19 protein-coding genes and 2 pseudogenes are annotated in these 26,132 nt (G+C 34.6%); 6 read left to right on the top strand and 15 right to left on the bottom strand.

Features of this window, described 5'->3' with window-relative positions; genetic code table 11:
- Positions 1–66 precede the first annotated feature (66 nt).
- Complete coding sequence (locus LS64_RS10120; RefSeq protein WP_034571590.1) at positions 67–1,755, top strand: ABC-F family ATP-binding cassette domain-containing protein; 1,689 nt, start codon at positions 67–69, stop codon at positions 1,753–1,755.
- Between the two features lie 7 nt (positions 1,756–1,762).
- Here the strand turns inward: LS64_RS10120 and LS64_RS10125 are convergent, their stop codons facing one another.
- Positions 1,763–2,860, bottom strand: coding sequence for a catalase (locus LS64_RS10125; RefSeq protein WP_052062459.1), 1,098 nt, complete (start codon positions 2,858–2,860; stop codon positions 1,763–1,765).
- Positions 2,861–3,023: 163 nt separating this feature from the next.
- Between LS64_RS10125 and LS64_RS13700 the strand changes: the two genes are divergently transcribed.
- From LS64_RS13700 to LS64_RS10145, 5 genes are all read left to right on the top strand, one after another.
- The gene (locus LS64_RS13700) at positions 3,024–4,661 is read left to right on the top strand and encodes a methyl-accepting chemotaxis protein (RefSeq protein WP_138127329.1); all 1,638 of its coding nucleotides are present in this window, start codon (positions 3,024–3,026) and stop codon (positions 4,659–4,661) included.
- Positions 4,662–4,747: 86 nt separating this feature from the next.
- The gene (locus LS64_RS10135) at positions 4,748–8,053 is read left to right on the top strand and encodes a UvrD-helicase domain-containing protein (protein ID WP_034571593.1); all 3,306 of its coding nucleotides are present in this window, start codon (positions 4,748–4,750) and stop codon (positions 8,051–8,053) included.
- A 15-nt stretch (positions 8,054–8,068) separates the two neighbouring features.
- Complete coding sequence (gene nhaA, locus LS64_RS10140; protein WP_034571596.1) at positions 8,069–9,544, top strand: Na+/H+ antiporter NhaA; 1,476 nt, start codon at positions 8,069–8,071, stop codon at positions 9,542–9,544.
- Between the two features lie 19 nt (positions 9,545–9,563).
- A complete protein-coding gene (locus LS64_RS12545) occupies positions 9,564–9,740 on the top strand; it encodes a hypothetical protein (RefSeq protein WP_160662245.1) in 177 nt (58 codons plus the stop codon).
- Positions 9,691–10,791, top strand: a complete 1,101-nt coding sequence (locus LS64_RS10145; RefSeq protein ID WP_138127331.1) for a hypothetical protein — start codon at positions 9,691–9,693, stop codon at positions 10,789–10,791. Before LS64_RS12545 ends, LS64_RS10145 begins: the two co-directional genes overlap by 50 nt.
- Before the next feature lie 90 nt (positions 10,792–10,881).
- Here LS64_RS10145 and LS64_RS10150 read toward each other — a convergent pair whose 3' ends face one another.
- The 14 genes and pseudogenes from LS64_RS10150 to LS64_RS12550 form a co-directional block, all read right to left on the bottom strand.
- Positions 10,882–11,430 carry a hypothetical protein gene (locus tag LS64_RS10150; RefSeq protein WP_034571605.1) on the bottom strand — a complete coding sequence of 183 codons (549 nt, stop codon included), beginning with the start codon at positions 11,428–11,430 and terminating at the stop codon, positions 10,882–10,884.
- Positions 11,420–12,151 carry a glycosyltransferase family 10 domain-containing protein gene (locus LS64_RS10155; protein ID WP_237416240.1) on the bottom strand — a complete coding sequence of 244 codons (732 nt, stop codon included), beginning with the start codon at positions 12,149–12,151 and terminating at the stop codon, positions 11,420–11,422. Before LS64_RS10155 ends, LS64_RS10150 begins: the two co-directional genes overlap by 11 nt.
- Before the next feature lie 42 nt (positions 12,152–12,193).
- Positions 12,194–12,979, bottom strand: coding sequence for a class I SAM-dependent methyltransferase (locus LS64_RS10160; RefSeq protein WP_237416241.1), 786 nt, complete (start codon positions 12,977–12,979; stop codon positions 12,194–12,196).
- 19 nt (positions 12,980–12,998) lie between these two features.
- On the bottom strand, positions 12,999–13,433 hold the full coding sequence (dut, locus tag LS64_RS10165) for a dUTP diphosphatase (RefSeq protein WP_034571807.1): 435 nt from the start codon (positions 13,431–13,433) through the stop codon (positions 12,999–13,001).
- A gap of 63 nt (positions 13,434–13,496) precedes the next feature.
- On the bottom strand, positions 13,497–14,285 hold the full coding sequence (flgG, locus tag LS64_RS10170; RefSeq protein WP_034571811.1) for a flagellar basal-body rod protein FlgG: 789 nt from the start codon (positions 14,283–14,285) through the stop codon (positions 13,497–13,499).
- A gap of 103 nt (positions 14,286–14,388) precedes the next feature.
- Positions 14,389–15,459 carry a cytochrome-c peroxidase gene (locus LS64_RS10175; RefSeq protein ID WP_034571814.1) on the bottom strand — a complete coding sequence of 357 codons (1,071 nt, stop codon included), beginning with the start codon at positions 15,457–15,459 and terminating at the stop codon, positions 14,389–14,391.
- A gap of 351 nt (positions 15,460–15,810) precedes the next feature.
- Positions 15,811–17,706, bottom strand: a complete 1,896-nt coding sequence (locus tag LS64_RS10180; RefSeq protein WP_034571816.1) for a vWA domain-containing protein — start codon at positions 17,704–17,706, stop codon at positions 15,811–15,813.
- 21 nt (positions 17,707–17,727) lie between these two features.
- Positions 17,728–19,161 carry an AAA family ATPase gene (locus LS64_RS10185; protein ID WP_052062478.1) on the bottom strand — a complete coding sequence of 478 codons (1,434 nt, stop codon included), beginning with the start codon at positions 19,159–19,161 and terminating at the stop codon, positions 17,728–17,730.
- 140 nt (positions 19,162–19,301) lie between these two features.
- Positions 19,302–20,225, bottom strand: a complete 924-nt coding sequence (locus LS64_RS10190; protein ID WP_034571818.1) for a class II fructose-bisphosphate aldolase — start codon at positions 20,223–20,225, stop codon at positions 19,302–19,304.
- A 158-nt stretch (positions 20,226–20,383) separates the two neighbouring features.
- Complete coding sequence (locus LS64_RS13400) at positions 20,384–21,925, bottom strand: UDP-N-acetylmuramoyl-L-alanyl-D-glutamate--2,6-diaminopimelate ligase (RefSeq protein WP_034571821.1); 1,542 nt, start codon at positions 21,923–21,925, stop codon at positions 20,384–20,386.
- Positions 21,926–21,942: 17 nt separating this feature from the next.
- Complete coding sequence (locus LS64_RS10200; protein ID WP_064773715.1) at positions 21,943–22,638, bottom strand: hypothetical protein; 696 nt, start codon at positions 22,636–22,638, stop codon at positions 21,943–21,945.
- 116 nt (positions 22,639–22,754) lie between these two features.
- Positions 22,755–23,402 (bottom strand): methyl-accepting chemotaxis protein, encoded by a 648-nt coding sequence (locus LS64_RS14025; protein ID WP_419879995.1) that lies wholly within the window; start codon positions 23,400–23,402, stop codon positions 22,755–22,757.
- A gap of 183 nt (positions 23,403–23,585) precedes the next feature.
- Positions 23,586–24,755, bottom strand: a pseudogene (locus LS64_RS14030) (FIST signal transduction protein); the annotation flags it as partial.
- A 124-nt stretch (positions 24,756–24,879) separates the two neighbouring features.
- Positions 24,880–26,132: pseudogene (locus LS64_RS12550) on the bottom strand (hypothetical protein); the annotation flags it as partial.

The following is a 26,132-nucleotide window of genomic DNA, read 5'->3' on the forward strand; positions in this document are numbered from 1 at the left end:
CGCACCTTTTATATACAATTTTGACTTAAAGATTCTATAATTTCAACGTTAAAAAAAGGATAATGTATGTTACAGGCGACAAATATCAGTATGAAATACGCGAGCAAGACGCTATTTGAGGATATAAATCTAAAGCTAGACAAGGGCAAACGCTATGGGCTAATCGGGGCAAATGGTGCGGGAAAAAGCACATTTCTTAAGATTCTAAGTAAAGAGATTGAGCCAAGTAGCGGCGATATTAGCATAGAATCTAATCTAAAAATGGGTGTTTTAAGTCAAAATCAATACGCATTTGAGGATTTAAGCCTTAAAGATGCCGTGCTAATCGGTAATAAGCGGCTTTATGATGCTATAAAAGAAAAAGAAAAACTATATGCAGAAGCCGATTTAAGCGATGATAAAGTAAATGAAAGACTAAGCGAATTAGAAATGATTTGCGTAGAAGAAGACCCGATGTATGAGTGCGATGTGGTGATTGAAAAGATTTTGGAGGATTTAGGCTTTGTAGCTGACACGCATAATGAGCTAATGAAAACGCTTACCGGCGGGGATAAATTTAAGATTTTACTAGCCCAAGTGCTATTTCCAAAGCCTGATATTTTGCTGCTTGATGAGCCGACAAATAACCTTGATTTAGATTCTATCGCGTGGCTTGAAAATAACCTTAAAAAGCACGAAGGAACGCTTGTTGTGATTTCGCATGATAGGCACTTTATAAACGCGGTTTGCACGCATATTTTAGACCTTGATTTTAAAACTTTGCGTGAGTTTAGCGGCAATTATGATGACTGGTATATCGCGTCAAATTTGATTGCAAAACAGCAGGAAATGGAGCGAAGCAAAAAGCTAAAGGAAAAGGCGGAGCTTGAGGATTTTATAAGGCGTTTTGGTGCGAATGCGAGTAAGGCGCGTCAAGCCACAAGCCGCCAAAAGCAGCTAGATAAGCTAAATGTGGAATCTTTAAAGGTTTCAAGTCGCCGCGAGCCTAGCATAAATTTTAAGATAAAGCGAAATATCGGCAATGAAGTGTTGTCAGTTGAGAATCTAAGCCACGCGTATGGTGATAAGGTGATTTTTAGTGGCGTGGATTTAATGATAAAGCCCGGGGATAAAATCGCGCTCATCGGTGCAAATGGCGTTGGCAAAAGCACACTTTGCAAGATTCTAAGTGAATCTATGTCGCCAGATTCTGGCGTGGTAAAGTGGGGGGCGACTATTGAGATGGGCTATTTTCCGCAGGATACTAGCGAGATTATTAAGGGAGATTCTAGCCTTTATGAGTGGCTAAGAGCCTTTGATAAGAGCATAGATTCTAATGAGATACGCACGAGTCTTGGTAGAATGCTTTTTAGTGGTGAGGAGCAAGAAAAGAGCGTGGGCGCACTAAGCGGGGGCGAAAAACACCGCATTATGCTTTCAAAACTAATGATTTTAAAAAATAACTTTTTAATCTTAGATGAGCCAACAAACCACCTAGACTTAGAAGCAATCATAGCACTTGGCGAAGCCCTTTATAACTATCAAGGCGGCATAATCTGCGTAAGCCACGATAGAGAGCTAATCGACTCCTTTGCAAATAGAATCATAGAACTTAGCGAAGTAGATTCTATAGAATCTAAAGATTCTAAACACGCTAAAGATTCCATAGAATCTAAGGGCGTTTCCAAAGATTCCAAAATTTCTAAACATTCTAAAGGCGTTAAAATAACCGACTTCCACGGCACTTATGAGGAATACTTAGAAAGCAAGATTTAGAATCTAACTACTGCCTACGTGCAAAAGTTAAAGCATACACAAGATTTCGCACCAAAAACACGGGGTCGCTTGGCTCACCCACGCCTTCTGGCAAAATATTTGGCATAAAAACATCGCCATTGCAGCCCTTGCCTTCATACTTTTTAATGCGTAAGATTCCTACTTCAATTTCTTTATGCAACCCGCTCCAAAGTGCGTTAATATCGTTAATATCATCGTTAATACTAGCCAGAACAAGCATAAATTTAAAGGAAATTTCGCCCTTTTTTAGCTCATTTTTGAAATTAGATTCTAAAAAATCATTGCTAAGTTTGTCAAATTCGCCCTGCGAAATGCCCTTAGAATCTTTAGAATTTAAAGGCACAAACTTAAGCCTAGCAGCCACAAATTCGCCCTTTTTATTCCTAAAATAAAAGGCGTGTGCGCTATGGAAACTCGCCTGCGAATAGCTAGAAGTAAGCGGCACACGCTTTTCATAGCTTTGAAATCGCGCGATAGATTCTATATTTTTAATGCGATTTGCGGCTTCAGTCGCGCTAATTTTGCCCTGCTTTTCATCAATTTTTATCGCCAAAAAACGCGATAAATCCTGCGGCTTATTAATAAAATTAATCTCAGCATTTGTCATCACAATGTCCCAGCTTTCAGTGCCTGTGAGCTTTAACGCCATTGAGCGAATTTTGCTTTTATCACTCGCATTCAAATCGCCACCACTAAGTGAAAACCGCACCAGAGCGGGGATGTTTTTTTCTTTTAGCATAGGAATGTCAAAATCTTGCGTAATATTTTTTCTCGGTGCAAATTCACCACTAGAGCAAAATCCTTTGGCGTGATTTATCTTTTTATGTGGGTTTTTGCTGTCAAAATTTAGTGTGTAAAACTGACTTGCGATAAGTTCGCTAAGGCTAGCAGCATCCATAGAATCTAAGTCTTTATCGCTAATAGATTCTATAAAATTTTGGCTTTTTTCGTTATTAGATTCTATGGAATCTTGGCTTAAATTTATAGAATCTTTTGTGCTTATAGAATCTTTTCCATTTATAGAATCTTTTCCGCACAAAAGCATAACAAACAAACTTAGAAAAACTATAACTTTTTTTAACATTTTTTCTTCCTTAAAAAATTTTTGCAAAGAATTTTATCTTATTATTAAAGAATTTTAGAAATATTCCGCAAGCCTTTTTACATTTTTCCAACATTTTTTTCAAAACTTAATTTCAAACTTTGTTATAATATTATAAATCCAAAAAGGCAAGTAGGAGAGAAAAATGTCTTTGCTTAGTAATTTGAGTGTGCGGCTGCGTTTGATATTGTTTCCTGTGGCGTTTATCGTGATATTTTTGGCGGTGTATGGAATCTTTAAAAGCGAGAGCGATAAGGCATCAAAACGCCTAGAGCAAAATGAAAAGCTAACGCAGATTCAAATAAAATTCCTTCGCGGCGGACAGCTTTTCTATCAAAATAATCGCAACCAGCAAGCTTATAAAGAGTTTATCGCCACGCTAGATTCTATGCTTAGCGATTTAAAGGCGTTAGAATCTACTTTTTGGGAAGACACTGACAGGGCAAATCTAAGCAAGGTCACTAAGGCTTTTAGCGACTATAAAGACGCTTTGAATGAGACGATGATAGCCCGCCAAAACGCCAGCCAGCAGCAAGGCGTAAGCGGTATGGATAACTACGCCAAACGCAACGCGCAAATGCGTAAAGAATCTAGCGATATGCTTTTTGACTTTGCAAACACGCTAAATACGCAGACAAATGACGCCTTTAGCTTTATCGGGCAGGTGATGGTGGCACTACTTATCGTGTCGCTCATTGTGTTTAGCATTTGTTCGCTTATCATTATCCAAAGCATTGTAAAGCCGCTTAAGAAAATCGGCGAAGAGGTCGTCTCATTTTGTGCGTATATTAATAATGAAAAAGATTCTATAAATCCTATAGATATTAATTCACGCGATGAGTTTGGCGATATTGCGCGTATTTTTAACGCACAGATACAAAAGGTTAGCACGGGGCTGAAAAAAGATGAAGCGATGATTAGCCAGACTACTGAAGTGGTGAAACGCGCTAGTAGCGGGCATTTGAATAATAAGATTGACAAGTCGCCGAATAATCCTAAGCTGATTGAACTTGAGACGCTATTAAACGAGCTACTAGATTCTATCCGTGGGAATATCAATAAGGTCGGCAATGTGCTAAATAGCTATCTTAAAAATGACTTTACAAACCGCGCTGATACCGCAGATGTGAGCGGCACGGTTAAGTTTCTAATTGATGGGGTAAATCATGTGGGCGAATGGGTGTGTAAGATTTTGCAATCTCAAATGGATGTTGGGATAAGCTTAGAATCTAAAAGCCAGATTTTAAAAGATTCTATGCAGAAGTTAGCCGAGATTTCAAGTGAGCAGTCAAGTGCGTTGCATGGCGTAACCCAGCTTTTAAATGGCTTAACAGATTCTATGAATAATATTAATGATAGGACGCATGAGATTTTAGGGCAAAGCGAAGATATAAAAAATGTGATAAATATTATAAAAGACATCGCTGACCAGACGAATTTGTTGGCTTTAAACGCCGCTATTGAAGCCGCAAGGGCTGGAGAGCACGGACGTGGCTTTGCAGTAGTAGCTGATGAAGTGAGAAAGTTAGCCGAACGCACAGGCAAATCGCTAAATGAAATCGAGGCAAACATAAACGTCCTAACGCAGTCAATAAATGAAATAACAGATTCTATAAGTTCGCAAACAAGCGAGATAAGTAGCACAAATGAAAGCATAAGCAACTTAGAATCTATGAATGAGCAAAGCAATACTATGGTGCAAGAAAACACGCAAGTAGCCCTAGAACTAGCCCAAATCGCAAAACAATCCGTAGAAGATTCTAAAAAAGCGAAGTTTAAATAAAAACTTGAAAATAAAGTTTTCTTTATATAAAATTTCATATGACTTAATCATCATTTTGATAATTTACAATTTTTAAGGGGAAAAATATGGAGTCTAATAATGTGAGGTTTAGGCATACATTTTATAATGCCTCAGCTGGGAGTGGGAAGACTTTTAAGCTTTGTAGTCGCTATATTTCGCTGCTTTTAAATGGGGCGAGTGCGAGTGAGATTCTAACCATTACCTTTACAAATAAGGCGGCAAATGAGATGAAAAGCCGCATTACAAACTATTTGTATGCCTTGTATTTGTATTTTAGCAAGGGTAAAAGTGCGCTAGATTCTAAGCAGATTGAAAATAAGGAAAAGATTCTAAAAGAGTTAGAAAAAGCCGAATATAATCTAAGTGAAAGTTACATAAAAGCTAACATTGAAAAAGTGTATTTTGACTTTTTAAGTGCGGATAAAAAAATTAGCACAATTGATGCGTTTTTTAATATGCTTTTGCGGAAATTTGCGTTTTTTATCGGTATGAATAAGGATTTTGAAATCGACGTAAATGCACACAATTTTAATGATTTTTTGAAAAAGGCGTATTTAGATTCTAAATTTATTACGATTATGCGATTTTTACAGCAAGATTTGGATTTGAAATTGCAAGATGGTGGCTATAAAAACACATTGAATCTAGAAAATATGCTAGAAGAATTGTATGATAAGTCGCTTGAGTTTAAGGATTCTAGGGACTTTGATAAGAAGTTGAGTAGTAAATATATTTTGGAAGATTCTAAAGATTTGATAGAGAAAAATGGTTTTAATTTCGCTGAAAACGATATAGATTCTATAAAAAATAAAATGATGGAATCTATGGAAAATCTAGCTAAAATTTTGCAAGATTTTATCAATACAAAGCCAAATAAAAATATAGAAAAGATAATAAATAACTTAAAAAGTTATGATTATAATAAGATTCTAACCTTAATAAATAGTGGCAGTAATCACGGACATATTGACAAAAGTATAAAAGATTCTGCAATTAGACAAAGTATTGATTTTGAAAGTAAAACACTAAATGATTTATGTATAATTTATGAAACTTATTTAGAATCTTTAAAATTACAAACTATTCACGCACTTATAGAATATTATAAAAATACGATAGAATCTAACCAAAAACTTACAAATAATCTAACTTTTAAAGATGTAGAACACAAAGTTTTTGATATTATTACAAATCGTTTGAGTGCAGATTCTAAGGCAGATTCTAAAGATTTTAATGCGGATTATTTTTATTTTCGGCTAGATTCTAATATTTCGCATATTTTGTTTGATGAGTGTCAGGATACAAGCATTATTCAGTATAGAATCTTTAAGCCGCTTTTTGATGAATTTAAGAGCCAAGATAGTGGGAAAAGCCTGTTTTTTGTGGGAGATTCTAAGCAGAGTTTGTATGCGTTTCGCGGGGCTAGTAGCGAAGTTTTTAGGGCTTCGCAAGCTGGCTTAAATATTGAGAATCTGCCTGATAATTATCGCAGTGGTAAGAATCTTATTGACTTTGTGCATAAAAATTTTTATGAAAAATTAAAGGAAAATGCGGAATTTAAATGTAAGATTTTTAAAGATTACACAGAAGATTACGCAAAAAAGCCAAATTATAAGAATGAAAAAATTAAAGAAAGTTTTGTAAATGTGGATATTTTAGAATCTAATGGGAGTGCGAAAGAAATAAAGGAAAACTGCGTTAATGTGGCTTTAAAAAAGTTAGAATATTTATTACAAAAAGGCGTAAAAACTAGCGATATTCTAATTGTAGCTAGAAAAAAAGTCACATTAGAATCTATGATAGAATCTGCTAGAAATAAAGGCTGTAATGTTGAATTTAACTTAGAAAATGCTGATAATCTAGCAAATCAAAAAATTACAAAAATCATAGCTTGTATCTTTAAATATATCAAATATCATAATAAAATACAATATTTAGAATCTAGTAAGAAAAACTTAGATTCTATATTAAAAGATAGCTTTAAAACGCAGGAATTATTAAGCGAAATAAATGCAGATTCTAAAGATTCTATAAATATAGATTCTATAAATTATAGAATTTTAAGCCTTAAAAACTTTCAAAAATTGCAACAAAAAATATTGAATAAATTAATGGGAAATTCTTACAGCGATGATATAAAAATAAATGTAGATTTAGATTCTAAAGATACATTAGCTAGAAAAATAAAAAACATTATTGAATCTTACAAGCTTTACAATAAAGAATATGTGCAAGATTGTATGAATTTATTGCAAATAGCAAGTGAAAATCCACAAATTAATGACTTTGAATCCTTGCTAGAAATCTTAGAATCTGCGACAAGCACACACGCAAAAGAACACGCAATAACAATGCTTACAATCCACAAAAGCAAGGGTTTGGAGTATGATTTTGTGATATATGTTGATGTTGGCGAGTTTGATGATAAAAATAAATTATTTTATGAATATAATGGAATCTATTTGGATAGCATTCGCCTTAAACGCAATAAGTTTTTAAGCAAAAAGTTAGAAAATTTAAAACTTTTAGCTGAAAAAAAACATAAAAAAGAAGAGCTAAATGTAATGTATGTCGCCTGCACGCGTGCTAAAATGGGACTTTATATTGTGGCAGATTCTAAATCAACATTAGCCACAACACTAAATTTAACAAACGCAGATTCTAAAGGAGATGTAGAATCTACTTTAAACGAAAATAACAAAAGTAATGAAGATTCTAATATTGACCCCGAAATTATTTCAAATATTATAACTTCAAGCGGTCTCCAAAGCGAATTTGAAACGCAAGAGGAAAATAATGATTTAATCTTGCAAGATATCAAAACGAAGCAAAAGCAAATTGATGGCTTAGCAATGCACTTAATGTTTGAGCTACTTTTAGGATACAAACAAAGCCGCGAAAACGCCGAAAATATCGTGCTTTCAAAGTATGGATTCTATCTTAGCAATGAAAAAATTGAAAAAATTTATAACGATGTGCAAGATTTTTTAAGCAAAGAATTTCAAAAAGATTTAATACAAAAGTTTAATTTTAAAAATTCTTTGGTAAAATGCGAATTGTCATTTTTGCAAAATAACAATGGCAAAATTTCATCAAAAAGAATAGATTCTGTAATTTATGATAGTAATAAATTCTATATTTTAGAATTTAAAAGCACAATCAATTTAGATTCTAAATTAGAAAAAGAACATAAAGAACAGCTAGAAAATTACATAAATTTTGCAAAAAATATGTTTAAAGATTCTAATTCAAACTCCCATAACAATGGGATTGAACCGCAAAATTCTAAGGATATAGAATCTAAAATTGACATAAAAGGGTTTCTAATTTACCCTGAGCAAAAAGAAAAAATTAGAGAATTAAAAAGTTAGGAAATTTATAATATAATGGCAATAGAAGTTAGTAAAAATCATACAAACCACACCCTGCGAAACTTTATTACGCATGAGTCTTTTGGTGGTGTGCTGCTATTTTTTTGCGTTTTGATGGCGATGATTATTGCTAATAGTAATTTTAGTGTCATTTATAACGAAGTTTTTGAGACATATTTGGACTTTAAAATAGGCAGTTTTAACCCCATTCACATTAGTTTGCTGCATTTTATTAATGACGTTTTGATGTCATTTTTCTTTCTTATGGTTGGCTTAGAGATGAAACGCGAGGTGCTTTATGGCGAGCTTGCCGGCTTTAAGTCGGTTAGTTTTTCTGTATTTGGCGCGATAGGTGGGCTAATTGTCCCTAGCATAATTTATATTTATTTTAATTATGGCACAGGTAGTCAGCATGGCTTTGGCGTGGCGATGAGCACGGATACGGCGTTTGCTTTGGGGGTGATTTTGCTACTTGGGAAGCGGATTCCAAATGTGATTAAGATTTTTTTGGTTACCCTTGCTGTTGCCGATGATTTGGGCGCGATAAGCGTTATTGCGATATTTTACACCGCTAGTATAAACTGGGTTTTTATCTATTTGGCACTAATTTTGCTTGTGGTGCTAATTATTTTTAACTACCTTGATATTAAATATATTTCGCTTTATTTTGCCGTTGGAATCTTGCTTTGGACTTGCTTTTTTTTAAGTGGCGTGCATGCGACCGTTGGTGCGGTGCTTTTCGCCCTTACAATTCCGGGCAAAAGCCAGATTTCACGTCATAGTTATTTGGGATTGAAAGAAGCATATAACAAGCTTTATTTTAAAACACGTGCGGACTTTGCGAAGTTTGAGGGTGCTGAGAGCATCGAGGAGACAAATCTTATCGGTAGAATCTTGCATGGTTTTAAGGACTTTTTTGTCGGTGCGTATCGCAATGTAAAAAACTTTATCGTTGGTAAAAGTGATATGCAGCGCGAGATTGATATGCACGAAGAGCACGAACGTGTCGAGATTTTGGATACGATTGCGAAGTATTCAAAATATGCGCAAAATCCGCTTGTGCGAATTGAGTTTATTTTGCAGCCGCTAAATGCGTATTTTATCGTGCCGCTTTTTGCCTTTGCGAATGCTGGGGTTAGCATAGATTCTGGGCTTGACTGGGGCATTGATGGAATCTTGCTTGGCGTGATTTTGGGGCTTGTGCTAGGTAAGCCTATCGGTATTTTCTTATTTACGCTTTTAAGTGAGAAGCTAAAACTTGCCAAACGCCCTGAAGGGCTAACAAATATGCACATTTTATCGGTTGGATTTTTAGCAGGTATCGGCTTTACGATGTCAATGTTTGTGGCAAATCTAGCTTATAAAAGCCCAGCCGCCGTAGATTTAGCAAAAATCTCAATTCTTATCGCATCCCTAATCGCCGCCATTTTAGGCATCATAAGCCTAATTCTAAACACCAAAAAACCAGAAGAAGACATCCGCGAGGTGTGAAGTTTAAAGGTAAAATTTTATGCACAATTTCATATTGCAACAAAATGTAACATTAGAAACTTTATTACAGAATCTAGATTCTAAAAACTACTATTTTTTAAGTATGTGTGGGCTTGGCGATACTTATTTTTTGTTATCTTTTAGTAATGCAATTACGCAAAAATATACACAACATACGGGGGGGGGGGGGGGGTAATCTCATATTCATCATAAAACCCAGCCATAAAGCAGTATTAGAGTGTTTTAACTACGATAAATACATCATTTTAGAAGATATGGATGTGGCTAAGATTATGCAAAGTAGCAAAGTTTGCCTTACGCCCACAAAGGGACATATTTTCCCAGCTCACTTTCATCCGCTAAATAAACATAATCTTTTGCAAAATAATATAAAGCAAAGCTATATAAATTTACTAGAAATAGATTCTATAATGCAAAAACCTAGCAATATGCCACTTTTAAGCGACGAATTAAAACTAAAACTAAGCAAAATTGCTCCATTAGAAAAAATCATTTTGTATTTGCCAGAAGCAAACTCAATAGATAGTCTAAGCCAAATAATTTTTGAAAATGAATGCAAGGTTTTGCACAATCTAGGCTATAAGATTCTATTAAATAGCACCAAAAAAGAGTTTGATAGTAAGTATGCAATAAATCTTAATCTTAGCTTAAAAGATGCAATAGCCTTAAGTCTAATTTGCAGGTTTGTAATATCGATGCGTTCGGGCTTTTGTGATGTTATTTCAACGCATTGTAAAAATCTTAGAATCTATTATCCAAGCAAGGAAATGATTGATTTTTGGTCGCTTAAAATCTTGCATTTAAATGATAATGCAATAGAAGTTTCGCAAAGCGATTATGTGAAAACTCCACCAAAAGAGATAAATAATTTTCTAGCATATAGATTCTATAATCGTATTCATAAAAAAGGCTTTTTTAATAAATTAAAACTGCCATTTACGCTATTTAAAATTTACAACGAAAATAAAAGACTTTTGGCTTTAGAGCTTGATTTTAGCGATATAGATTCTAAAAATATAGAATCTAATTTATCATATTTTCTGCGTTCTTATGATTTAGTTCTAAGCCAAGAGATTTTAAATCTATACAAAAATCCACTAAATATTTTTACTTTCCCATTTAAATTAAAAAAAATAAACAAGCTATATCACGCAAACAACAACAAACTTTTACAAGACAAACTAAAAAAAGAATGGGTAAAAATATTAGAATCAAGTAATATATAATTATAACTTTACTCTATATCGTATGTGATAGCTAAATATCGATATTTCTAGGTTTTTGGTGTAAAAGTTAGGAAATATAGAATCTAGATTCTATTTCTTCTTAAATTTCTCGCGTAAGTGTTTTAGCTTATTTCGCAAATACATTCGCTGTGATAGAATCTTTTCTATAAATAATGCTAGTTTGTAGTAGCGAAGTAGGTTGCCGATGTTACGCATTTTTGGCAGGCGTGTGAGTTCATTGACATAGCCTTGTATAAACATTCCTTTGCCTCGCCTATACGCCTTTTTTGGCTCTTGTGAGAGAATAGATTCTATAAAATGCAGCATACTATCCCTTGCCTCATTATAATTTATATCTAATAGTGCTGGCTCTTTTAGCATTTTTTTGATTAGCTCTGGATTAGAATCTACTCGCTTTACTTCTTCTACTAATGCGTCTAAATCTGGGAAATTATGCGCATTTATGAAAGAGGCTGGATTAACTTTAAAAGGGATTAAATGCTGCGGGATAACAGGCACTCGCATATCTATTGAGATATCAGATTCTATATATTGATTATGCGTTATGCTAGGGTTTAGCTGGGCTTCTTTTAAAAAGTCGGTTGGATTTTTGATATAGTTAGAATCTTTAGTAGGCATTACCCCCCCCCCCCCCGTTTATGCTAGATTCCATAGAATCTTCTTTATTAGATTCTATAGAATCTAAAGGCTCTGTGTGCTTTACACCTACTCTAAGGCTTGTATCGCCCCAGTATATCGGCACACATCCTGCTATAAAAGCATCGGCTAACTTTTCGCTTAAATATCCCGGATAGCTTGAGTTTTCAAAGCAAATATTAAATGTATAATCTTTTAGCCACTCAATTTTATTTTCAATCCTATGCCCAATATTATTTTTATATGCCCCACCTGAATCTACCCTTTTATACGCATTTAGCTTGTCAAAAAAAATACCACGAAATGATGCAGTGCTAATACAATTACTAGCCAACATACAGCAAAATTTACTCTTAGATTCTATATTACTATCACTTAGTGGGCGAGATTTTTCCACACTTTTATAGTCAAATAAAGTATGCCGCAAATGCCTATCGCCAAAGTCCATATAATCAAAGTCAATCGCATAATCCGCCACATTAAAATCAGCCCGAATATTCTCACCTGTGTAAAAAATTCTAACGCAGTCATAATTTAAATGCTTAAAGCCCTCTTGTGAATAAATAATAAAATCAGGATTGCTACTATACTCAATGTCAAATTTTTCTTGCAGACTTTTTATCAGTGAATTATTATAAAAATCTTCTTTTGTATCGGGGCGATAATCATCTACAATACGCATTTTTATTTTCTTTTTTGCCATTTTTAAAGCCTTATTTTGTGGTTGAAATTGAAATTATAGCATTTATTTTAACGTGGCATTGATATAAATTTCAGCCCCAAGATTTGGCATATATTCTATCATTTTTTCTAAGCCACTTAAAAGGTTAGAATCTATTATGTTTAGCTTTAGACATTCTTGCATTTTAGCGTGGTTGAAGGGCTTTATAAAGTATGAGCCGCTTTGTAAAATCTTGATTTTAGATTCTATATTTTCGCAAATTTTAGCAGATTCTAAGAGCATATTTTGCAAAGATTCTAATGTAAAAGTTGTATTTTGTTGAAGCGATTTTGCCCTTTCTGTGAGATTTCCTAGCTTTTTTATTAGCCCGGATTTATACGCCCAAAGTAAGTGAAAAGAGTTAGCATTTGGGACATTTATATGTAAAATAGTTTCATTTTTCATAACTTTTAGAATCTTACTTAGAAAATCTTTTGGATTTATCACCTCATGCAAAAGCGAGCTTAAAATAATAAAATCAAAGTGCGTATTTTGCAGGGTTTGTATATGATTTTCAATAAAATCGTTTATAATGGTAATTTTAGATTCTGTATTTTGTAAATTTTTAGAATCTTGCAATGCTTTTTTGGCAAATTCACTTGAAGGCTCAACCACGACAAAATTTTCAAAATCCTCATAAAAATTAAAAAGCGAATGCAGCCCACAGCCTATTTCTAGCACGTTTTTAGCCTTGTATTGCTGCAAAAATTTTAGCACCTCTTTTCGCCTAATTTCCACCATTACATTCTCAAAATTATAGTCATTTTGCAAATACACATTTGTATATGAATCTATATTGCGCTTTTTCATAAATGCCCCTTTTAAAACCCTACACGCCGCTGCTGCCAAAGCCCTTAGTGCCGCGTTTTGTCTCGCTGATAGAATCTACTTCTTTAATAATCACTTTTGGGAGTTTATTTACCACGCCTTGTGCGATTCTATCGCCCACTTTCACGCTAAAATCAGCATCGCCAAAATTCATTAAAATAATCTTAATTTCCCCACGATAATCGCTATCAATCGTGCCAGGCGAATTTAGCACCATAATGCTATTTTTGAGTGCCAAACCGCTACGTGAACGCACTTGCAGCTCATAACCTTGCGGCAATTCCACGCTTAAACCCGTGCGAATAAATGCGGATTTTCCAGCCTTAATTTCAATAGATTCTAAAGAATGAAAATCAAATCCAGCCGCTTCTTCACTCGCAAAAAAGGGAATCTTAGCATCCTTATCCAACTTTAAAAATTTCACTTCAACTTGCATTATAGCTCTTCTTAAGTCTAATTTTGAATGTAAAATGGAGTGTCTAGACTACTAATTTAGATTCTATCGTTTCAAGCCATTTACCGTTTGTAGCATAGAATCTGCGGTTTGAATGCTTTTTGAGTTTGCTTCATACGCGCGCTGCCCAGTAATCAAGTCTGTCATTTCACTAACCAAACGCACATTGCTTAGCTCTAAAAAACCAGCCCTAATTTGCCCTAAGCCATCCTGCCCAGCAATGCCCTGAATAGGCGCACCACTAGCATTCGTATTCATATAAAGGTTGTCGCCTAGCCCGTGCAAACCAGCGGGGTTAATGAAATTCACAAGCTCGATTTGCCCTAGCACTTGCGCTTGTCCATCGTTACCTAAAGTAACACTCACGGTTCCATCCGCACCGATATTGATACTTTGCGCCTCAGGTGGCACGGTGATTTGCGGTTGCACTAGATAGCCCTCGCTTGTAACGATATTTCCTTGGTCATCAAGCTTAAAATTCCCGCTACGCGTATAAGCGATGTTGCCATCAGGCAGCTGAATAGGGAAAAATCCCTTACCCATAATCGCCACATCAAGCGGATTTTCAGTCTCTTTTGGGCTGCCTTGCGAAAAGATTCTATTAATCGCACCAGTTCGCACACCCACGCCGACCTCGATACCTGTCGGTGTGAGCGTGGTTTCACTCGTCTGTGTCCCTGCAAACTGCAACGCTTGATAAAACAAGTCGTTGAACTCAGCCCTTTGTCGCTTGTAGCCAGTCGTATTGACGTTGGCTATGTTGTTTGAAGTCGTATCAATCTGTAATTGCTGCCCTAACATCCCAGTCGTAGCAGTATATAATGAACGCATCATGGCACTATCCTTAGTGTTAAAATTCTTTATGTAAGGAATTAAGCAAAAGGCGTGCCAAAGATTCTAAAACTAAATCCCGCAAAATAGAATCTATAGAATCTATCTATAACTTTGGTAATTGTGGAATTGTGATTTCTACTTGCCCTCTTAAAGTTTCAAAAAATATCATAATTTGTTTAGCTTCTTTATTTGATAAATTTATACCTAATTGTATATTTCCCATTTCTTGTATCGCATCTTCTAACTTATGTATTGCACCATTGTGAAAATATGGGGCAGTAAGTGTTATATTACGCAATGTGGGAACTTTTAACATCTTATCTATATTGCTTGTCATACCACCTATACTTGAATATTTATAATTTTTCATTACTTCAAAAGGCTGCATAGTACCACCAAGTCCTACACCATTATGACATGCTACACAACCACGATTTATAAAAACACGCATCCCATCTGCTTCTTCTACGCTCATAGCTCTAAGATTTCCAGCTAAAAAATCATCATATCTACTAAAAGTATTAAGTGTTAAGATAAAACTAGATAAACTAAGTGCGATTAACTCAGCATTTACCTTAACTTTTACACCATACGCACGTTTAAAATAGCTCATATACTCACTAGATTCTGTAATCATTGAAACAATCTTTTTTGTATCTGCATTCATTTCATTCTCCGCACTTAAGGCATGCAGACTGGCTCTTGCTACGACATTTTTAGCAGGAATAACACTATCTTCTTTATCAAAACGAGAAATATCACCCTTATAGTGTGCAGCATCATTAAAAAGTGAATTAAACAAAGTAGGCGCATTTAATTTTTCCTTGCCAATATCCACAAAGCTACTACCATAAAGTGCTATATTGTGACAGGAATTACAAGATAATAATTTATTACCACTAAGACGTGAATCAAAATATAGAATCTTGCCTAACTCAATTTGTTCCTTGCTCATATTAATAGGAGTTTTCACAAACATACTTTTTTGTAGTGTAAGCAATTTATTAGATTCTGGTAAAGGCTCTAAAGTAGCTTTTTTAGCTTCATTCAAAATTTCTTGTAACTTAGCTCCAATATCCTCAAAACTAAATACAAAATGAAATAATAAAATATAGGAGCAAAGGAATAAACTAGCAATAAAAGTAATTTTACTAAATATATTGTTGGGTTGCATTATTATCCTTTATTTTTTTTGGTATTCTAAAGTGATTTTGTAGATTTGCGTTAATAGATTCTATAATTTACCTAAAATGATTTATTTGGTTCAACACAATAAATCCATTGACTTAACACTATATGGTATCTTTTTAGATTCTAAAAACACAATAAAATTTTAAAAAAATGACAAAAAATCTAAAATGGAGTTATGAATTTATGGAAGTAAATACAAAAGCTACTATTTTTAATACTTTTTTCGCTAAAAGTATATTAATACACTCCAAAAAATTAGATATTGCTATGATATGCAAAAAGTAGGTGATGGCATAGAGCTAAGATTGCATTAAAATAGTTTGTTTTTTAGAATCTAGCCCAAAATCTTGCGTGTTGCGCCCACCAAAGATTCTATATTCCTAGTTTTTGGGTTGTAAATAAAGTTATTATCAAAGGGGGCGCCTTTTAGATTATCAGGGCTTAGATTACCGACGTATAGGGCGTTGCACTTGATTTGCTTATCTTTATTTTTCATAATTTCTTTTAAATGTTTCATAATATGTGGAGCGAAAATAAAATCGCTTATCATTAATATATCTGCAGCTTTATAATTCTCATTTTGACATTTCTTTAGCGCGTATTTAAAGGCAGGTATAGAATCTGTCCCACCATTAAAATCACTTGATAAAAAATCTAAAAGCCCCAAAGTCCCATTTTTCCCACTTAAATCAAGTGTGCTAAATGTCTCACTAAAATTAATTAGCAAACAATCTCGCCCCTGCTGCCTAGCCCTTTTTGTCAAAAATAATGTCACCGCTTTCGCCACAACCGCAGGTTTCACACCATTAATCCTACTAAACATACTGCTACTTGTATCAATGCACAAAATTATAGGTCCTTTTTGCTTATCTTTTGTAAGCATTTCCTTTTTTTCTATCACACTCTCAAAGCCCTCTTTTTCAAAGGACAGCAGGCGATTTTCCGCATATTTCATATCAAAAAGTATGTTAAAATCTTTGTCATTTATTAGCATAAGCTCTTGGGGCAAAATATTGCTAATTTGACTTGCAAAATGCAGCCCGCTAAGCTCGTCATTTGCGTATTTTGTCGGCATTTTTGTATTATAGTCTTGTGTATCAACTTTGCTCATTTCCACAAAATTATCCGCATCATCTAGCCGCCCTAGCATATCACAAAGCTCTTTTATAGAATCTTTCTGCAAAATGCGTATAAATTCATTGAAATTTACAAGCCGTTTGTGTAGGCTCTTCTTAGGACGTTTTATTCTTGTAGAATAGCCTAGATGCGGGATATTTTGCATTTGATTTGGGATAGAAATTTGCGTATTTTGCGCCTTAGATTCTGTATTTTCATTATTCTCGCTAAGTGCTTCTCTTTGATTCTTAGTCATCAAATATTCATTGTATAAACGATATGGTAGCGTTTCGAAATAATATCCGTCTCTCTCCTCTTGCGTCATTTCCGGGACTTCAAATAATATTTCTTTTATAGAATCTTGCGAAATTTCATCATTAGATTCTATCTCGCCGCTCATATAAGATTTTATATCCTGCCCACTTTTTAGCCCCTCACGCAGCTGCTCCATTATCATATCTTCAAACATTTCGCTTATTTCTTTTGTGTCTTCCATCGTCTCTTTTGCTTCTTTCATCGCCTTTAGATAGCCCTTGACACGCTTAATTGTCGCATTTTGCGTTTTTTTTACCTGATTTTTTTTCCATGAATGCAAATTAGATTCTATACTCTCTTTCCATTCTTGCAACAATTCTGCGTGCAGTTTTTTAAGCTTACTTTTAGAATCTATTTCGTTATTTTGATTATTTTGTGGTGAATTATTAACTTGATTTTGTGATGAATTACTAACTTGCGAATATCCGCGTTTTTTTAGTTTTAAATTAGAAATTATAGAATCTATCCCAGAAATCACCTTACTAGATTCAATACTATTTATAGGTCCTAAATATTTTTGAATATCAAACTTATCATTATAGTAGCTAATATCATTTAGAATCTGCTTAAGATACTTAGGACTAGATTGCACATTATGCCGATAATGCAAGTCGTATTTGTAATATCTTAGCTGCTCTTCATTATCATTTTGCAGGATTTTTGTAATATCATCATAATATTTTTCTATATTAGAATCTAGCTCATTTTTGATATTAAACTCATCTTTTTGCAAGTCATAATCCACACGACTAGCCAACTCCTCCACGCTAAACTCGTAATTTATTTTTTTATTTTTCATTCTTTGCCTTCATATAGCATTTCATTCCCCCCAGCTGCTATGTATACCATCATTGTAATATACGCCTTGTTTGTCTTGTCCTACGATTTGAGCTTTTTTTAGATTTTGTTTTAGTTTTTGTAGTCTAGTTTGCGTTTGAGCGATATTAGATTCTATATTTACTAAGTTTTGGAAAAATAAATTATAATCTTTAGAACTAATAAAAATATTAGAATTTTCCTCCTTAAAAGTTCGCCTTTTAGCCTTGCATTTCTCCAAAGTATCATCAAAATAAGCCTTTAAATTCTCACATTCATCAAGCAAAATCTTTTGCAAGTGCTTATTTATGGGCTTTTTATCGCCCCAATTGTGCATAATCCACGCATCATCGCTTGGAATATCCTGCATTTTCCCAAAGGTCACACTATCGATAATCTCGCGCTCAAGCCTTTTACACGCATTAGAATCAAACTCAACACTAGGGCAAAATGGCTCAAAAGATTGCGACAAAATAGAATCTATAATAGGAATCTGCTCCAAATTACTCCACAAACAATGCCGCAAAAGTGCCAAATCCACAAGCTCCACGCACTCTCTATCACTCAAAATCGCACTAAAACGCAAAAGCTCCATAATATTTATCCATCGCCGCTCGCTAATATCGATAGGCTCGGCATTTTCGCTCTCTATATCGCTACTCTCATTCTTTAAAATATTTCTATTATAAGATTCAATATTATCCTTAACATTCACTAATGCGTCTAATGCCACATTACTAATTTCGCAACTTTTTGTCGCTAAAGTTATAGAATCTAAATCGCTATCACTAAAGCAAAGATTAGATTCTATACTTATAAAATCGCGTGCAGGACGCATTTGTAATAGCTTTCTAAAGTTAGCCTTAGATTCAATACGCGGCACAACAAGGCGAATGATAAATCTATCAAATAACGCCTCTAGGCTCTGCCCTTTAGCTGGAAGCTCGTTACTTGCGGCAATTAGCCCTTTTAGCGGCACTTTATCAAGTTGCTCTTGACTTAGATTTTGCGAATTAAGCTCACTATCACTAGCTAAGATATTACGAAACTTTTTCTCATTAATAATTGTCAAAAGTGAATTTAAAATCGCAGGAGAACTTTTCCAAATCTCATCTAAAAACGCAAAATCAGCCGATGGAAGAAAGCCGCAAGTTTTCCGCACTAGCTTATCTTTTCTAAGGTTTTCTAAGCTCAATGGTCCAAAGATTTCCTCAGGTGTAGAAAAACGATTCATCAAATAATCAAAAAATTTATGATTTTTAAAGGCACTTGACACACGCCGCGCCACAAGGCTTTTAGCACTCCCAGGTGAGCCATAAAGAAAAATACTTTTCCCAGCTATAAGGCAAAGTAGGCTCAAACTTATCGCCTCCTCTTTTTCTAGCAAACCTTCGTTTAGAATCTTTTTTAACGCATTGATTTTAGATTTATAGCTCATAATTTACCTTTTTTAACGATTTTAAGATTGAATATTACAATTTCAAAGACAACATTTATGGCTAGATTCAAAGTATCGATATAAAAAAATATATTGAAACACTCTAAAGATTTAAGATGTTTTGACATATCATGTTATAACTATATCTTATTACTACTCCCCAAAATATCCATCCGCTCGGCGATTACATGGCTCATAGCCTTCATTGCTGGGGTAAAAAATTTGCGTAAATCAAATTGACTCTTGTCCTCATTTGCCACCTTTCGCACCTCCGCGATAAACGCTATACGCAAATCAGTATCGGTATTTACCTTGTTTATGCCACCTTTTACCGCCTCCTGCAAAAAGGAAAATGGCACGCCCTTACTCGCGCCTATATCGCCACCACTTTGCGTAAAACTCGCACGCACATAATCAGGTATCGCACTCGCACCATGCAGCACCAGCGGGATTTTGGTTAGCTCCTTTACCTTTTTTAGCCGCTCAAAATCAAGACGCGGCTCACCCTTAAATTTAAACGCACCATGACTTGTCCCTATCGCTGGGGCTAAATAATCGACCTTGCTTTCACGCACAAATTTCTCCGCCTCAGCCGGATTTACCAGCACAGCGTCCTTTTCATCCACCGAAATATTATCCTCGATGCCCATAAGCCTTCCTAGCTCTGCTTCCACGCTAACACCGCGCTCGTGCGCCATTTTCACCACCTTGCTAGTCTCCTCCAAATTCTCATCAAAAGGATGGTGAGACGCGTCAATCATAACGGATGTAAAGCCCGCATCCACCGCCTTTTTGCAGCTCTCAAAACTCGTGCCGTGGTCAAGGTGGAGTGCGACAGGAATGTGCGGATATTTTTTTGCCATCGTTTGCACAAGGGCTACCGCGATTTCGATGCCCATGTATTTTATCGCGCCTTCACTTGCCTGCACGAAAATGGGCGAATTTTTCTCATTTGCCGCGACAAAAATCGCATTCAACATCTCGAAATCAACAAAGTTAAACGCGCCCACGCCATAGCCTTCCTTATTCGCCTTGCTTAGAATCTCAATCCCACTTACTAGCATTTTTTCTCCCTTTTGGTTTGGTTTTTAAGGTTAAATTGTAGCCAAAATTTGTTTATGGAATCTAAATTTGCATCCTTACTAGTTATTATTGTAAAGTTGCACAAAATGCTATAGTTATAAATTTCATAATTTTTTAGAATCTTGTTTAAAACTTTGGATTAGTTTTTAGAATCTTTTAGAATCTCCATTACGCATTCTTTATCGCTAAAATGTAGCGTTTTATCTTTGAAAATTTGCGAAGTTTCATCACCTTTTCCAAGTATTAAAAGCACGCAATTTTTAGAATCTAAATCGCTTAAAATATCGTGTATAGCAAGCTTTATCGCCTCTTTTCTATCTAAGATTATATTTATAGAATCTTTTTTCACACGCCCTATTTTTTCTACGCCTTGCAAGATTTGCTCTGCAATCTTTTGTGGATTTTCACTTCGCGGATTATCATTTGTGATGTAGATTTTAGTGGCAAAAGTGGCGGCGCACTCCCCCATTTTCTCGCGTTTGCTAGCATCTCTATCGCCCCCAGCCCCGAAAATCACATAGATTTTTTTATTTTTAAAGCTCTCAAAAACCTGCAGCATACCATCAGTTGTGTGTGCGAAATCAATGATAATTAGCGGTTTTTGACTGACAATTTCCATTCGCCCAGCCACGCCACCAAAATTGCTAAGGGCGGTGCAAATAGATTCTAAACTCTTATGCGTGATGGCTTTTAAAGTAAGCGTTGTGGCAAGTAAATTATAAAGATTAAAAAGACCAAATAGTGGAGATTCTAAGTTAGCAGATTCGATATTTTGATTTAAATTAATGCTAGATTTTGAAAGTTGATTAGAATCTAAGTTAGTAGATTCAGTATTTTTAGAATCTTTACTTGAAAGTTCAAAATTTTTAGAATCTAAATTTGTATTTTGCTTTGAATCTACTAAATCTTTAGGGCTAACTTCCAAATTTTTAAAGTTATGATTTTTAGAACTTTCTCTAAAATTAATATGTGCGAAAATTCCATCATTCAAACTATACGCATTCACAAAAAGATTGCTTTTAGATTCTATACCATAACCCAAAACATTTGGTAAAAATCGCAAACTAGCTCCACTTTTATCATCCATATTTATAATTTTTATAGATAAATTATTAGTATTTTTAGAATCTAAATCATTGTCCGCTTTCAAAAAAGCTAACTTTGTATTCGCATAATCTTCCCATGTTTTATGATAGTCAAGGTGGTCACTTGTGATATTTGTTAGAATTTTAGCGGCGAAATTTAGCCCAAAAATGCGTTCCTGCTTAATCGCATGCGAGCTAACCTCCATAATAAAAAAAGAACAACCCCGTGAAATAGCCAACGCAATATCCTTATACAGCTCAAGCAAACTAGGCGTGGTTAAGCCCTTTTCACGCACACGCGAATCGTTTATAAACATCCCACGAGTGCCTAGTAGCGCGGCTTTATAGCCCATATCAAGCAGGGAAGAGTAAATCGCAGCAGCGGTCGTAGTCTTGCCATTTGTGCCTGTGATGCCGATGATTTTAATGCGTGAAATGCCGATAGTATCGATAAAGTATTTTTTTAAATCTTCACGTGTAATGGTTTTGATATTCGGCGGTAAAGATTCTATAAACTTCTCATTTTGTGGCGTTATTAAAAATATAGAATCTTTTGTAAGTTTTCTAGTGTCATCTGTAATATTTTCTAGTTTCATTATTTATAACTTTTTAATTATTTAGTTCTAATTTTTACAACTTTAACTTTCGCAGGGTTAGCCAAATGTTTAGGGCTGTAATCCTTGCCATTTAGCTTATTTTTCTCTTGCAATTTTTTCGTCAAAGTCTCAATAATAGGCATAATCTCAAGGTCGTAAATAGGCAAAGAATCGATATAATTCACAAGCGTATCAATATAATCATTATCAGCCAAAAGTGATAAAAACTCGTAAAAATCAGCCTTTTTGCCAAACATAAGCTTCGCATTAAAGGGCAGGGCGCTATAAACTTCCTTAAAACTTTTGGTCTTTAAAAGCGCGCGAATATCACTATAATTTATCGCGTCATAGCCTTCTAAAATAGCGTCGCGGCTGGACTTTGCAGCGTTTGAAAGGTCGTGAGTTTTATTATCAAAAGCCTTAATGAAACCCAAAATCATTTTCTGCACCTTAGTGCGATTGCCACGCGGCTCACAGCCCAAAACGCTTTGATAAAACTCATAAATGCCAATCGCCTCCTGCCCAAAATCTAAGCCCATATCAGCCAAGTAAAGCCCGATTTTAGAATCTAAATCGCTACTATCAAGCCAAAATGCGTTTTGAAAAATGTCAAATGCGTCCTTAAAATTCCCACTCATAAGGGCTTTCATACCTTTTTTTTGCAAGCTTTTTTTGCTTGGCAAATTGATATTATTGATGTTTATACTCTGCATTTTCGCCCCCTAAAAATTAGGAAATTTATAACTTTTAAGTTTTTATAACATTGCATTATATCAAATGTTTGTAAGAATTTTGTTATAAAATCATAGAGTTTAAAATCTTTCTTCTCCTATTTACTGCCCTCTTGCAGTGTTTCTAGCACCTCTTCATAAGTGCTAATCTTTTCTAGTTCGCTGTCAATTTGCTCGCTTACGCCTGTTTTATCACTCATATTTTTGCTTAAAACCTTACCATTTGTAATCATGTGCGTGATAATATCCGCAATCGACTTTGACTTCTCCTCAATATCTTGCATATTTGAGCTAGCGTGTTTTGCGCTACTATCGATATTATGCACGGTTTCAATAACATATTTTATTGACGCACTCGTATCATTCAAACTACTTTGCGTTCGCTCGGCAAGCTTCCTTACTTCATCAGCGACCACGGCAAAGCCACGCCCATGCTCTCCAGCCCTTGCTGCTTCAATCGCCGCATTTAACGCCAAAAGGTTAGTCTGCTCTGCGATGCCAGAAATAATATCTAATACCTTATTTAAATCCTGAATCTGATTTAGCAAATTATGTATTTGTTCTCCTAAATTCATATCTTGGCTGCCTGCTTGCATTTTAGATTCTAACTGATTGACAAAGTCGCTAAACTGCGTATTTACTGAATCTAGGCTAGATTCCATACCGCTAAAGTCATGGCTTGCTTGCGCCAAAGTATCACTTACATTTTTAAAAGTTGGCATAGAGTTTTTCACCTGACTTAGCATAAGCGCGTTTATACCATTAATTAGCTCACTGCGATTAAGCTGTTTGTATAGAAAATATGATTTAAATTGTGAATAATAAAGGTGGAAATTATCGACAATCTCATCCCTAAAACCACTTGCTTGTTTATAGAAAAATATCGCACTCAATGTCTCATTAATATTCACACCCAAAAGCTCACCAAATGTGCTAAAGCCAATCGTTGGAAAGCTATCAAATACTTTCAAACGCGAAAGCTCATTTCCATTATGCAAACGGCGTAAAATGCAGTCATTAAATATCGCACCTATGGGCGTTTCCTTGCCCCGCGAGTAGTTAGCATAGTCGCTACTTGTGGTATTTACAAAGTCAATGCGTTTTAACAAAATCAATTCTTCACCACTATCAATGTCACAATATGTATCAATCGCGCCCTTTTCCGCATCAAATTTCGCCACGCTACGCACATACATCTCATCTTTTATCTTAATGCCAAAGGCGTAATCGACCATTATTTCAGGCACTTTTGAAGGCTCACAATTAAAGTGTTTCGCCAAAGCCTGAATGGAATTTGTCGCATGAAAAGTTTTAGAATCTAAAAACTGCGTAAGTGTGCGTTTATTTTCACCAGAATCTAGCACGATAAATTTCGTGCTTGTAGGCTGAAAGTTTTGCGTTTTAAAGATTCCAAATTGATAACTAGGATTAAGTTTTACATAAGTCACAACCGCTTTTCCCTGCGTCACGCTCTTATTATCATAAATATAAGTCGCACTAAAATCCATTTTCCCCCCAGCAGAGCCGCCGACATAAAGGCAGGGCAGCTTTCCATTATCATAAATCGTTTCCATCAAAAGATTTTCTAAGCCACAAAGCCCATCAATTAGCATATAGCCAAGCGTATCGCGGCTTCGCACTTGAAAGGGGACACTTACACTACGCACTTGACGGGCAATATGCTCGATTTGCTTATCTTTTTCCTTAATACTTAGCCCTAAGTCAATGGTGCAAACTTGCACATTTGCTACCATTTGCTTAGAAAAAAGTAGGAGTGCTACGCCACTACTTGCGTTATCCACACTAGCAGAGCCATAGAAATTACCCATTTCCTTGCTACCATCACGAGAGCAAATTAGCCCAGCGGAACTTGCCATAATAAGTGTAGAATCTTGCGGTAGATTTGACTTTATTTCGCGGCTTACAGAATCTAGATTCACATTTGGCAGGGAATACCCGATAGCAAGGGCAATATCCATTTGCTTTTTGGCGTCATTTATCCGCTCACTTACATTGTTTGTAAGATACAAGCTTAGCATATCTTTTTTTGCTTTATTTTCACCCTTGCTCTCACCTTTTGACTTTAAAAACCCAAACATTTGAAATCCTTACGTGTTGATATTTTTAATTTTCAAATTGAAATTTAAGCATAAAATTATTAAAAATGGTAAAAGATGGGAAAAAGTTTATAGTGAATTTTAAAAAATGTAACCTTAAGTAACCCTACTTAACCACTACCCTAACCACCCTGGCATTACTAGGTGCTAATAAGATTTTACCTTGTATATTTAGATTTATTTCTTTATCATCACATTCTCTTATATAATCTCTTTTTAAATCAATAAAGTCTCCATAACCATATTCTAAATCTTTAGAATCTATTTTAGATTCTATAAATTTTGGTATATACTTTGGCATGACTAAGATATATTCATATATACTATAAGCTATTCTAATGCTTATGATTGCGTGTTTAAAATATTTTTTATCATAAATATCATAAATAGATTCTATAATCTCATTTAGGGATTTTGTAGTATTAGAATCTATATTTAAATCTAAATCTATTTGTTTAAAAGTATTATAAAATCCACTTTGATTAATATCTCTATTTTCATAATAACTAGGAGTAAGGTAATATTCATCTAGAGCATAAAATGGTGTGATAATTTCTAGCTTTGGCTTAGTTAGATTTATGCTAGATTCTATAGAATCTAAGTTTTGTTTAGAATCTAATGTGGGTTTTGGTGAGTTTATTTTAAAAGTGTTTGGTTTTGGTGTAGCAATTAATGGGAAGCCTTTATCAGTGAATATATTTCCAGATACTAAATCTTGCATAATAGGATAATCATCATTATATTTTTTTAACGCACGAGCGTTTGGTAATATAACGCTTACAAGATTGCAAGGAGTTGGCACTCCTAAGATAGTATTTTGACAGCCTATTATTTGAGAGTTTAGCAAATCAGATTCTAAAATCATTGATTTATTGTTTGATTTAAAGTTTTTACCTTTATTACTTTTTAATTTAACTATTCCATTATGCGGACATTTTATTTCATTATCTTCTAAGATAGGACAAAGCATTGCTGTAGATTCTATAACTTTTTCGTCATTGCGAGACTTTTGTAAAAAGTCGTGGCAATCTAACTCTTTACTTAGAATCTTTTTTGCTTCTTTGCTTTTAGATTCTAACTTGATATTTAAACTAGATTCTAAAAGTGAATAATTTAATATCGTTAAAACTTTAGAATCTAAAAACACCTGCAAGGTTTGTGTAGAATCTTTAGAATCTATTGAATCTTGTAAATAATAAATAGGCTTAGATTCAAGTAATTCATTATTGGAATCTAAATTACCAAACAATAAATCATTATTAGATTCTATCCCACCTTGTAAGATTACACCATAAAATGATATAAAGATATTATATTCATCTAGGCTTTGTTTATCTTGTTTTGTATGAATGTTTATGA

Origin of the sequence: Helicobacter saguini, from assembly GCF_000762875.2 — a bacterium.
GTDB lineage: Bacteria > Campylobacterota > Campylobacteria > Campylobacterales > Helicobacteraceae > Helicobacter_A > Helicobacter_A saguini.